At 69.6% G+C, this 11888-nt stretch carries 11 protein-coding genes; 2 read left to right on the top strand and 9 right to left on the bottom strand.

The features are described from left to right. Window positions 1-139: 139 nt before the first annotated feature. The gene (gene tyrS, locus QN357_RS14390) at window positions 140-1441 is read right to left on the bottom strand and encodes a tyrosine--tRNA ligase (RefSeq protein ID WP_241975411.1); all 1302 of its coding nucleotides are present in this window, start codon (window positions 1439-1441) and stop codon (window positions 140-142) included. 166 nt (window positions 1442-1607) lie between these two features. Here tyrS and QN357_RS14385 point away from each other — a divergent pair, with 166 nt between their 5' ends. Both QN357_RS14385 and QN357_RS14380 read left to right on the top strand, forming a co-directional pair. After that, a complete protein-coding gene (locus tag QN357_RS14385) occupies window positions 1608-2291 on the top strand; it encodes a winged helix-turn-helix transcriptional regulator (protein ID WP_134559704.1) in 684 nt (227 codons plus the stop codon). Continuing rightward, complete coding sequence (locus tag QN357_RS14380) at window positions 2288-2887, top strand: hypothetical protein (protein ID WP_322136125.1); 600 nt, start codon at window positions 2288-2290, stop codon at window positions 2885-2887. Before QN357_RS14385 ends, QN357_RS14380 begins: the two co-directional genes overlap by 4 nt. A 61-nt stretch (window positions 2888-2948) precedes the next feature. Here the strand turns inward: QN357_RS14380 and QN357_RS14375 are convergent, their stop codons facing one another. From QN357_RS14375 to argC, 8 genes are all read right to left on the bottom strand, one after another. Further along, entirely contained in the window at window positions 2949-3560 is a 612-nt protein-coding gene (locus QN357_RS14375; RefSeq protein ID WP_322136126.1) for a DNA-3-methyladenine glycosylase, read from the bottom strand. Window positions 3561-3613: 53 nt separating this feature from the next. Next, window positions 3614-5050, bottom strand: a complete 1437-nt coding sequence (gene argH, locus QN357_RS14370; RefSeq protein WP_322136127.1) for an argininosuccinate lyase — start codon at window positions 5048-5050, stop codon at window positions 3614-3616. Between the two features lie 10 nt (window positions 5051-5060). Next, a complete protein-coding gene (locus tag QN357_RS14365; RefSeq protein ID WP_134447017.1) occupies window positions 5061-6260 on the bottom strand; it encodes an argininosuccinate synthase in 1200 nt (399 codons plus the stop codon). A gap of 33 nt (window positions 6261-6293) precedes the next feature. Continuing rightward, window positions 6294-7226, bottom strand: coding sequence for an ornithine carbamoyltransferase (gene argF / locus QN357_RS14360; protein WP_134447015.1), 933 nt, complete (start codon window positions 7224-7226; stop codon window positions 6294-6296). A gap of 35 nt (window positions 7227-7261) precedes the next feature. After that, complete coding sequence (locus QN357_RS14355; RefSeq protein WP_134559711.1) at window positions 7262-8524, bottom strand: acetylornithine transaminase; 1263 nt, start codon at window positions 8522-8524, stop codon at window positions 7262-7264. A gap of 39 nt (window positions 8525-8563) precedes the next feature. Then, a complete protein-coding gene (gene argB / locus QN357_RS14350; protein ID WP_241984934.1) occupies window positions 8564-9415 on the bottom strand; it encodes an acetylglutamate kinase in 852 nt (283 codons plus the stop codon). A 140-nt stretch (window positions 9416-9555) separates the two neighbouring features. Then, on the bottom strand, window positions 9556-10728 hold the full coding sequence (argJ, locus tag QN357_RS14345) for a bifunctional glutamate N-acetyltransferase/amino-acid acetyltransferase ArgJ (protein WP_134559715.1): 1173 nt from the start codon (window positions 10726-10728) through the stop codon (window positions 9556-9558). After that, complete coding sequence (gene argC, locus QN357_RS14340; RefSeq protein ID WP_134447007.1) at window positions 10725-11771, bottom strand: N-acetyl-gamma-glutamyl-phosphate reductase; 1047 nt, start codon at window positions 11769-11771, stop codon at window positions 10725-10727. The genes argJ and argC overlap by 4 nt, the downstream gene beginning before the upstream one ends. Between the last annotated feature and the right edge of the window lie 117 nt (window positions 11772-11888).

Raw genomic sequence — 11888 nt, 5'->3', positions numbered from 1 at the left:
TCGCAATGCTCAGCCTCGGCGGGCACAAACCCGTGCTTCCCGGCCGGGACTAACCCACGGAAGAGTCAGGAGAGCCGGTTTAAGGGCCAAAATCGTACTCTCGCGGCGGGGACTGCTCGACGAAGACGCCGGGCAGGGACTACTCGACGAAGACGCCGGCCAGGGTCTTCTTGCCGCGGCGGAGCACGGCGACACCACCGGGGAGCACGGCCCCCTCGATGGTCTGGTCCTCGCTGAGGACCTTGACGTTGTTCAGGTACACCCCGCCCTGCTTGATCGCGCGCCGGGCCTCGCTCAGGCTCGTCGTGAGTCCGGTGTCCACGAGCAACTGCATGACAGGTGCGTGCGGGGCCGTTGTCGTGTTGGGGAGTTCACGCAGGGCGGCCTCGAGGGTCTCCTCGTCGAGGTCGGCGAGGTCACCCTGGCCGAAGAGGGCCTGCGCGGCGTGGATGGCAGCATCCGTCGCCGCCCGCCCGTGCACGAGGCTCGTCACCGAGACGGCGAGGGTGCGCTGGGCGAGCCGCTTGAAGGGTTCCGTGGCAACCGATTCCTCGAGGCCCTCGATCTCGGCCCGCGTCAGGAACGTGAAGATCTTGAGGCGCAGGATCACATCGGCGTCGTCGGTGTTGAGCCAGAACTGGTAGAAGGCGTATGGGCTCGTCAGGGTGGGGTCGAGCCAGACGGCGTTGCCCTCGCTCTTGCCGAACTTGGTGCCGTCGCTGTTCGTGATCAGGGGTGTGCCGATGGCGTGCACGCTCGCACCCTCTGCCTTGCGGATCAGGTCCGTGCCGCTCGTGAGATTGCCCCACTGGTCGCTGCCCCCGGTCTGCAGCACGCAGCCGTGCGCGCGGAAGAGCTCGAGGAAGTCCAGGCCCTGCAGCACCTGGTAGCTGAACTCGGTGTAGCTGATGCCTGCGTCGGAGTTCAGCCGCGCGCTCACCGCATCCTTCTTGAGCATGGTGCCGACCCGGAAGTACTTGCCGATGTCGCGCAGGAAGTCGATCGCGCTGAGCGGACCGGTCCAGTCGAGGTTGTTCACCAGGGTGACGGGATTGTCGCCCTCCGCGCTCAGGAAGCGCGACACCTGCGCCTGCAGGTAGCCGACCCAGGTGCCGACGGTGTCCTTGGTGTTCAGCACCCGCTCCGCGGTGGGCCGCGGGTCGCCGATCAGACCGGTGGAACCGCCGACGAGGCCGAGCGGCCGGTGACCGGCGAGCTGCAGGCGGCGCATCAGCAGGAGCTGGACGAGATTTCCGAGGTGCAGGCTCGGCGCGGTCGGGTCGAACCCGCAATAGAAGGTGATCGGCTCCCCCGCGAGCAGCGCGCGCAGCTCGGCCTCGTCGGTCGACACCTGCACGAGGCCACGCCAGGAGATCTCCTCCCAGACATTCTCGAAGGTGACGTCGTTGGACTGCTGCTTGAGGATCACGGGATCTGACACGCAGCCCAGATTACCAGCGCGGCCGTGCCGGGCCGGGAGGACAGGCCTGAGCCTTCATCGTGAATAATTAAGCCTGAAGAATGAATATTGAGATATATAGCGTGTACGCTTACTTTATGCGGGCGAACTCCCGCGCTGCACAGCAATCGCACCGGAGGGCGCGCTCATGTTCGTGATCACCGCAGACCAGATCGACAGCCGCCACGACCGGGACCGGGCCGGCGAGATGATCGCCCGCCTCGCCGCCGACTTCGGCCCCGCCTTCCTCCTGCCGCCAGACCAGACCTCCGGCGACGAGATCCAGGCGCTGCTCACCGACGCCGCGACCGCGCTCGACGTCGTGTTCGCGCTGCACCGGTCGGGGCACTGGAGCATCGGCCTCGGCATCGGCCCGGTCCGGGTGCCGCTCCCCCACGCCACCCGGCAGGCCTCCGGCGCGGCATTCATCGCCGCGCGGGCCGCCGTGACGCGAGCCAAGAAAGCGGATGCCCGCTTCGCCCTCGACGCAGACGGGTCCGGGGCCACGGCGGCCGGGGCATCCGCCGGCCGGCCCCACCCCGGCTTGCCCGCTGGCGCACCGATTCTGGCCGGCGCCGAGGTCGAGGCGCTCATCGCGACCGTGCTCCTGCTCCGCCAGCGCCGCTCGCCGGAGGGCTGGGCGGCGGTCGACCTGCTGCGCGGCGGGCTCAGCCAGGTCGACATCGCCGCCCGGCTCGGGATCACGCCCGCCGCGGTGAGCCAGCGGATCAAGTCCTCGCTCTGGAGGGTCGAGGAGGCTGCACACCCCGCACTCGTTAGGCTCGTGGAAGACCTCGAGCAGACTTCGACAGAAACGGACACCGCCGGATGACGATCCAGTCCTTCCAGATCCTCGCCACGCTGTACTGGATGCTGCTGTTGCTCGTGACGATCGGCTCGCTCGTCTGCGCCGTGCTCGCGTTCCGGTGGCGGAAGCAGACCTTCGCGATCATCTCGGCGGGCGGCCTCGCCGGCGCCCTGCTGATCGCGGCGGCCCCCGCTCCGGGCGGCAGCGACACCTTCGGCGTCATCCTCGGACTGATCGCACTCGCCCTCGCCGTCGTCGGCGGCGGTCCGATGGCCCTGCTCGCACTCGACTTCGCCACCCACGATTCCGCGCGGCCCGGCCAGCACGGCGGCATCCTCGTCGACGACGGCGCGACGCCCGCAGTACCCGGCGCGGCCGGTGCCGTGCACGAGGTGCTCCGCGGCGGTCTCATGATCGGCATCCTCGAACGGCTCGCGGTCGCGGGGGCGATCCTTGCCGGGTTCCCCGAGGCGATCGCCGTCGTCGTCGCCATCAAGGGCGTCGGCCGGTTCACCGAACTCACCGAGGCCGAAACCCGTGAGCGCTTCATCATCGGCACCTTCGCGAGCCTGATCTGGGCCTGCGCGTGCGCCGCCCTCGTGAAGATCGCGACGAGCTGAGCGACTGCGTGCGCTGAGTTACGGCCCCTCTGCGCGATCGGGAGGGTGTTTTGTCCGTGACTCAAACCCCCGACGCGTTTCGAAGCTGCGGATGCCGCCGGTAGGGCGACACGGTCGGCTCGCCCGGGAGCCAGAATCGCCACGGGAACGCCACTCCCCCGCCGGGACCGCTGACGCCGGTGCGCGGACCGGTGCGTACCGCAGGCGCGGGAATGGCGGGCAGGGTCAGCTCGAACGGCAGGGCGCCGAGATCGGCGCCGTCGTCGCCGAGCCCGATACCGAGGGCGATCGTGAGCCGCGCCGGTCCCCTGGCCAGATCGCCGTCGGTCTTCGAGGTCGTGCGGCGCGACCGGGCTTCGGCCAGTCCGTCGACGATCTCGCCTCCGCGGAGCAGGAGCGCTGACGCGGCACCCTCCGGGGAACAGACGATGTTGGCGCAGACGTGCATCCCATAGCTGAAATACGCGTAGAGGTGCCCGGGCGGGCCGTACATGGCCGCATTACGCCGGGTGCGACCCCGGAAGGCATACGAGCCCGGGTCGGTTCCGTCGCCGAGGTAGGCCTCGACCTCGGTGATGCGCAGCGCGACCCCGCCGTGGCGGAGAACCGCACCGAGCACGAGCGGGGCGAGTTCGATCGCCGGCCGTGCGAGCAGCTCCCGGTCGAGGCTCACCGGCGGCGCCCGTCACGTCGCAGTTCCCGCGCGGCGTTCACCCGTGGCGCCCGCTAGAGCGCGAGTGCCGAGGCGAGCACGCGCACCCGGGCGACGAGCACGGCACGCTGCTCGGCAACGCGAACCGGGGCGGTGCCGCCCTGGCCGTCGCGACCCTCGACGGACCCGTGGATGCTCAGCACGCTGCGCACCTCGGGGGTCAGGTGCGCGGAGATCGTGAGGAGCGCGTCATCGTCGACCTCGTGGAGTTCGAGTTCGTTCTGCTCGGCGTACTTCACGAGGAGCCCGGTGATCTCGTGCGCGTCCCGGAACGACACACGCTGCTTGACGAGCCATTCGGCGACATCGGTGGCCAGGGAGTACCCCGCGGGGGCGAGTTCCGCCATCCGCTCGGTGTGGAAGGTCAACGTCGCGATCATGCCGGCGAAGGCGGGCAGGAGCACCTCGAGGGTGTCGATCGAGTCGAAGACGGGTTCCTTGTCCTCCTGCAGGTCGCGGTTGTACGCGAGCGGGAGACCCTTGAGGGTCGTGAGCAGGCCGGTGAGGTTGCCGATCATGCGACCGGACTTGCCGCGCGCGAGTTCGGCGATGTCGGGGTTCTTCTTCTGCGGCATGATCGAGGACCCGGTCGAGTACGCGTCGTCGAGGGTGACGAAACCGAATTCGCGGGTGTTCCAGAGGATGATCTCCTCGGCGAGGCGGGAGATGTCGATGCCGATCTGGGCGGTGATGTACGCGAACTCGGCGACGAGGTCGCGGCTCGCGGTTCCGTCGATCGAGTTCTCGACGACGTGGCCGAAGCCGAGGTCGGTCGCGACGAGCCGGGCGTCGAGGCCGAGGGTGTTCCCGGCGAGGGCGCCGGAACCGTACGGCGAGTAGTCCGCGCGCTTGCCCCAGTCGGTGAAGCGTTCGAGGTCGCGCACGAGTGGCCAGCAGTGGGCGAAGAGGTGGTGGGCGAGGAGCACCGGCTGCGCATGCTGCAGGTGGGTGCGCCCGGGAATGATCGCGGTCTCGTTGGCCTCGGCCTGGGCGGCGAGGGCATCGATCACCGTGATCAGGTGCGCGGAGATGCTCGCGGCCTTGTCGCGGAGCAGCATCCGGATCAGGGTGGCGACCTGGTCGTTCCGGCTGCGCCCGGCGCGGAGCTTGCCGCCGAGCGGGGCGCCGACGATGTCGATCAGGCCGCGTTCGAGGGCGGAGTGCACGTCCTCGTCGCTCTCGGCAGGCTGGAAGCTTCCATCGTTGATGGCGGCGTCGAGCCGGTCGAGCCCGGCGATCATGGCGGCGAGTTCTTCGGCGCTCAGGTAACCAGCGGCGGCCAGGGCACGGGCGTGAGCCCGGGAACCCCGGATGTCGTATGGCGCGAGTGGCCAGTCGAACTGGGTCGACTTGCTCAACCGTGCGAGCTCGGGGCTCGGTCCCCCGGCGAAGCGGCCACCCCAGAGGGCGCCCGCCTCACCGGCGCGGTTGACCGGAGAATCGCCTGTCATGCTCCGGACCCTACTTGCCGGCCAGGTCGCGGCGTGCGGAGATCTTGCTCGGCAGCGACCACAGCTCGATGAACCCCTTGGCCATGCTCTGGTCGAAGGTGTCTCCGGTGTCGTAGGTGGCGAGGTTGAAGTCGTAGAGGCTCTGCGGGCTCGTGCGGCCGGTGACGACCGCGGTGCCGGCGTGCAGCTTGAGGCGGATGTCGCCGGTCACGTACTTCTGCGTCTCGTCGATGAACACGTCGAGGGCACGCTTGAGGCCGGAGAACCAGAGCCCGTCGTAGACGAGTTCTGCCCACTTGGCCTCGACGCCGCGCTTGTAGCGGGCGAGGTCGCGTTCGATGGTCATGTTCTCGAGCTCTTCGTGCGCGGCGATGAGGGCGATGCCGGCGGGGGCCTCGTAGACCTCGCGGCTCTTGATGCCGACGAGGCGGTCTTCGACCATGTCGATCCGGCCGACGCCCTGGTCGCCGGCGAGCTTGTTCATGATCTCGATGGCCTGCAGAGGCGTGACGGGCTTGCCGTCGATCGCGACGGGGACGCCCTGGTCGAAGCGGATGACGACCTCGGTCGCGTCCCGCGTGACCGTGGGGTCCTGGGTGTACGTGTAGAGGTCCTCGATCGGCGCGTTCCACGGGTCTTCGAGGAAGCCGGTCTCGACCGCGCGGCCGTAGACGTTCTGGTCGATCGAGTACGGGCTCTTCGCGGACTGCTTGATCGGCAGGTTGTGCTCCGCGGCGTAGATGATGGCCTTGTCGCGGGTCAGCGCGAAGTCCCGGACCGGGGCGAGGGAGATCAGGTCGGGAGCAAGCGCGGCGACGGCGGCCTCGAACCGGACCTGGTCGTTGCCCTTGCCGGTGCAGCCGTGGGCGACGCTGTCGGCGCCGAGCGCCTTGGCGGTGGAGGCGAGGTACTTGGCGATCAGCGGGCGGCTGAGCGCGGAGACGAGCGGGTAGCGCTTCTGGTACAGCGCGTTGGCCTTGAGGGCCGGGACGATGTAGTCGTTGGCGAATTCGTCCTTCGCGTCGACGACGATGGCCTCGACGGCGCCGCAGTCGAGCGCACGCTGGCGGATGGCCTCCATGTCTTCGCCGTCCTGTCCGACGTCGATGGCGAGTGCTACGACCTCCTTGCCGGTCGCATCCTTCAGCCAGCCGATGCCGACCGAGGTATCCAGTCCACCGGAGTATGCGAGCACAACACGTTCAGCCATGGTTCTCCCTCTAAATATCTACTAAGTCTCAGTTTACGGGTTGGTGTTGTGGCCGAGCAGCCAGACCAGCAGCGCCTTCTGCGCGTGCAGGCGGTTCTCGGCCTCATCCCAGATGATGCTCTGCGGCCCGTCGATGACGTCCGCGGTGACCTCGTAACCGCGGTCGGCGGGAAGGCAGTGCATGAAGAGCGCGTCGGGCTTGGCGCGGGCGAGCAGCGCGCTGTCGACGCGGTAGGCGCCGAGGGAGGCGACGCGTGCGGCCTTCTCCTCCTCGAATCCCATCGACACCCAGGTGTCCGTGACGACGACGTCGACGCCGGTGACCGCTTCCGCGGGGTCGGTGTAGAGGGTGATCGAGCCGCCGGTCTTCGCGGCGATGGCCTCGGCATCCGCCAGCACCTGCGGCTGCGGGGTGTAGCCGGCCGGGGAGGCGACACGGATGTGCATGCCTGCCGTCGCGCCGGCGAGGAGGTAGGAGTGCGCCATGTTGCAGGCGCCGTCGCCGAGGAAAGTCAGGGTGAGGCCGGCGAGCTCGCCGCGGTGTTCGCGGATGGTGAGCAGGTCGGCGAGGAGCTGGCAGGGGTGGAAGTCGTCGGAGAGCGCGTTGACGACGGGCACGGTGGTGCCGAGGGCCATCTCCTCTAGGCCGGCCTGGCCGTAGGTGCGCCAGACGATCGCGGCGACCTGGCGTTCGAGCACGCGGGCGGTATCGCCCGCGGTCTCCTTGCCCCCGAGCTGGCTGTTTGCGGTGCTGATGATCAGCGGGCTTCCGCCGAGGTCGGCGATGCCGACGGCGAAGGACACCCGGGTGCGGGTCGACGACTTGTCGAAGATCACGGCGACGGTCTGGGGGCCCGCGAGGGGTTTCGCCTGGAATCGGTCGCGCTTGAGCTCAACGGCCAGGTCGAGGATCTCGGCTTGTTCGGCCGGGGAGATGTCGTCGTCGCGCAGGAAATGGCGGGTCACGGGGTCACTTTCGCTGGAATGGGGGATTCTTCAGCCTAGAGGCTGGCCAGGGCGAGCCCGAATCGGCGCCCGAATTCGGCCAGCTCGGCCTCGCCGACGATGAGGGGCGGCGCGAGCCGGATGGTGGACTCGTTTGCGGCGTTGATGATGAGGCCGGCCTCGAGGGCCGCGTCGGCGAGCTTCAGGGCCACGGGCTCGGCGAGTCCGATTCCGAGCAGCAGGCCGCGGCCCCGCACCTCGAGGATGTGCGGGGAGTCGAAGCCGAGGATCAGGTCGCGGAGCTGCTCGCCGCGGCGGGCGGCGTTGGCGACGAGGCCGTCCCGCTCGATGATGCCGAGCACGGTGTTGGCGGTCGTGGTCGCGAGCGGGTTCCCGCCGAAGGTCGAGCCGTGCTGGCCGCGCTGGAACAGCTCGGACGTCGCACCGAAGGTGACGAGGGCGCCGATCGGCACCCCGCCGCCGATGCCCTTGGCGATCGAGATCGCATCGGGCAGGATGCCGTCGTGCTGGTACGCGAACCAGTCTCCGGTGCGTCCGGCACCGGTCTGCACCTCGTCGAGGATGAGCAGGACCCCGTGCCGGGTGCAGAGCTCTCGGGCGCGGCGCAGGAAGCCGTCCGGCAGGTCGATGACGCCGGCTTCCCCCTGCACGGGCTCGAGGAACAGGGCCGCGACGGTGTCGTCGATCGCGGCCTCGAGGGCCTCGAAGGTCGCGTGGATGTGCTCGACGCCGCCGGGCACCGGCAGGAACGGCGCCCGCATGGCGGGCTTGCCTGACAGGGCGAGGGCGCCCATGGTGCGGCCGTGGAAGGACTCGTGCAACGAGAGGATGCGGGTGCGCGGCCGACCGGGCTCACTCCCGATATTGAGGCGGGCGAGTTTGAAGGCCGCTTCGTTGGCCTCGGCGCCCGAGTTGCAGAAGTAGACGCGGCCGGCCGGGCCGGCCCCGGTGATGCGCTTGAGCCGTTCGGCGAGCTCGATCTGCGAGGGGGACGCGAAGTAGTTGGAGATGTGCGCGAGGGTGCCGACCTGGGCTGACACGGCGGCGACCAGCTCGGGGTGGGCGTGCCCGAGGGAGTTGACGGCGATGCCCGCGAGGAAGTCGAGGTATTCGGTGCCGTTCTCGTCCCAGACGTAACAGCCGGCGCCGCGGACGAGCATCGCGCGCGGCGGCGCGAAGGTGAGCATCATCGCCGCGGTGTATCGGTCACGCCAGCCCTCGCTGCGTTCCGCGAGCGTGGCCGCGTCGGTCGTGCCCGCGTAGGTTGCCGGTGAGTCGGTGATCGTTTCGCCTGTCATTCTCAAATCCGTCGTGTCGGTGGTGTGGTGCGGTTGGGCTCAGTTCGCCCGGGGTACTACTTCGGTGCCGATCCCGCTCCCGGTGAAGACCTCGAGCAGGATCGAGTGCGGCACGCGCCCGTCGATGATGGCCGCCTTGGCGACGCCGCCCTCGACGGCGTCGAGGCAGGCGGTCATCTTGGGGATCATCCCGGATTCCAGGTCGGGCAGCAGGGCGCGGAGCTCGGGCACTTCGATGATCGAGACGAGGGAGTCCCGGTTCGGCCAGTCGCTGTAGAGCCCGGCGACATCGGTGAGGATGACGAGCTTCTCGGCCCCGAGCGCGATGGCGAGGGACGCGGCGGCGGCGTCGGCGTTGATGTTCAGGGACTGGCCCGGGACATCCGTGTCTGGCGCGATCGAGGAGATCACCGGGATGCGGCCGGCGTCGAGCTGGGCGTGCACGGCCTCTGGGTCGACGCCGATCACGTCGCCGACGAGGCCGAGGTCGACCTCCTCGCCGTCGATCATCGTGCCGCGGCGGCGGCCCTGGAAGAGTCCGGCGTCCTCGCCGGAGAGGCCGGCCGCGAGGGGGCCGTGCTCGTTGATGTGGCTGACGAGCTCGCGGTTGATCTGGCCGGTGAGCACCATCCGCACGACGTCCATCGCCTCGGGGGTCGTCACGCGGTAGCCGCCGCGGAATTCGCTCTGGATGCCGAGGCGGTCGAGCATCGCCGAGATCTGCGGGCCGCCTCCGTGCACGACGACGGGGCGGAGGCCGGCATAACGCAGGTAGACCATGTCCTCGGCGAAGCTGCGCTGCAGCGCCTCGCTGACCATGGCGTTGCCGCCGAACTTGACGACGATGATCTTGTCGTGGAAGTGCTTGAGCCAGGGCAGCGACTCGATCAGGGTCTCGGCCTTGACCGCGGCCTCGGCCCGGGTGTTCGACTCGGCCTCGGTCGTGTCGACCTCCGCGTCGCTCGCGTGCGTTCCGGTGCCGGTGTCCGCGAGCGGATGCCGGTGCGAGGCCTTGCCGTGCGTGTGACGGGTCAACTCGAGTACGCGCTGTTCTCTTCGACGTAGGCGTGCGTGAGGTCGTTGGTCCAGATCGTCGCTTCCGCGTCCCCCGCGTGCAGGGTGATCAGCACCGTGACGGAGCGTGGCGTGAGGTCGACGAGTTCGCGGGGCTGGTCCGGCTCCCCCGCGGTGCAGACCTGCACCCCGTTGATCGTGACGTCGATGTTGTACGGGTCGAAGGCGGCATCCGTCGTGCCGACGGCGGCGAGCACGCGGCCCCAGTTCGGGTCGTTGCCGAAGATGGCGGTCTTGAACAGGTTGCTGCGGGAGACAGCGCGGGCCACGGTGACGGCGTCGGCTTCGGTCTCGGCGTTGCGCACGGTGATGGCGACGTCGTGGGCGCTGCCCTCCGCGTCGGCCTGCAGCTGCAGGGTGAGGTCCTGGCAGATCGCGGTGAGCGCGGCGGCGAATTCGGCTTCGTCCGGCGCGATGCCGCTCGCGCCAGAGCCGAGCAGGCTCACGGTGTCGTTGGTCGACATGCAGCCGTCGGAGTCGAGGCGGTCGAAGGTGATCCGGGTCGCGACCCGAAGCGCCCTGTCGAGCTGGGCGGAGTCGAGGACGGCGTCGGTCGTGATCACGACGAGCATTGTCGCGAGGCCGGGGGCGAGCATGCCTGCGCCCTTGGCCATCCCGCCGATCGACCAGCCGGCCGGCGCGGTCACGGCGGACTGCTTCGGAGTGGTGTCGGTCGTCATGATGGCCCTGGCGGCGGACAGGCCCGCTTCGGCGGACGTCGAGTCGTCCGTGCGCAGGGCGAGGGTGGCGTCCCAGATGCCTGCGGTGATCTTGTCCAGGTCGAGCTGTTCGCCGATCAGGCCGGTCGAGCAGACGAGCACCTCCCCGGCGGACACGCCGAGGCGGTCACCGACGGCCTCCGCGGTCGCATGGGTGGTCTGGAAGCCGATGCTGCCGGTGTAGCAGTTCGCACCGCCCGAGTTGAGCACGATCGCGCGGACGCTGCCGCCGCGCATGACCTGCTGGCTCCAGATCACCGGGTTCGCCTTGCAGCGATTGCTCGTGAACACGGTCGCGGCACTGGCGAGCGGGCCGAGGTTCTGCACGACGGCGAGGTCGAGTCCGCCGGACTTCTTGAGGCCGGCTGTGACGCCGGCTGCCGCGAATCCGGCGGGGGTTGTGACGCTCACGGGGCGACTCCATTCATGCTGAGGCCCAGGGTCTCGGGCAGCCCGAGGGCCAGGTTTGCGGATTGGATCGCGGCACCGGCGGTGCCCTTGGCGAGGTTGTCGACGGCGGTCACCGTGACGACGCGGCCGACGGCCTCGTCGACGGCGAGGCCGATCAGTGCGGTGTTGGCGCCGAGCACGTCGCTCGTGCGCGGGAAGTGTCCGGCCGGGAGCAGGTGCACAAACGGTTCGTCTGCGTATGCGCTCTCCCAGGCTGCGCGCACGGCGGCTGCGGAGGTGCCGGGCACGAGGCGCGCCGTCGCCGTCGCGAGGATGCCGCGGGACATCGGCACGATCACGGGCGTGAAGGAGATGGTCGGATTCACGGCGCCCGCCCAGCGCAGGCTCTGCTGGATTTCGGGAATGTGCCGGTGGGTGCCGCCGACCGCGTACGGGTTGGCGGATCCGAGCACCTCTGCGGCGAGGTTCGGGACTTTGAGGCTCTTGCCCGCACCCGATGGTCCGACGGCGAGCACGGCGACGAGGTCGGCCGGTTCGATCACGCCGGCGTGGATGCCGGGCGCGAGGGCCAGGGCGACCGTGCTCGCGTTGCACCCGGGCGCGGCGATCCGGCGGGCTCCGACCAGGCGGGAGCGCTGCTTGCCGCCACCGGGGATCGGGAGTTCGGGGACGCCGTACGCCCACGAGCCGAAGTAGTCGCCGCCGTAGAACGCCGCCCAGTCCGCTGCATCCTCCAGCCGGTGGTCCGCGCCGCAGTCGATCACGAGCGTGTCGGGCGACAGCTCCGCGCTCAGGGCACCGGATGCCCCGTGCGGCAGGGCGAGGAAGACGACGTCGTGCCCGGCGAGGTTGACGGCGTTCGTGTCCACGAGGGTGAGGTGCGCGAGGCCGCGAAGGTGCGGTTGCACGTCGATCAATCGCTGGCCCGCGTTGCTGTGCGCGGTCACCGTGCGCACCTCGAATTCAGGGTGTCCGGCGAGCATTCGCAGCAATTCTCCGCCCGCGTAACCGCTCGCGCCTGCAATTGCTACCGAAAAAGCCATGTGACAAACCTATCGCGCTGCCCCGCGCCCCCGGGAATCCGGGCGACATCGGGTCGGTTCCCGCCGGCATCCGCACCCGGCCACCCGAGCGCACGTCAGCTGCGCACGCAAGAAAGT

Source organism: Cryobacterium sp. RTC2.1, from assembly GCF_035018685.1.
GTDB classification, from domain to species: Bacteria; Actinomycetota; Actinomycetes; order Actinomycetales; family Microbacteriaceae; genus Cryobacterium; species Cryobacterium glucosi.
This window is presented reverse-complemented; position numbering and strand designations above follow the sequence as displayed.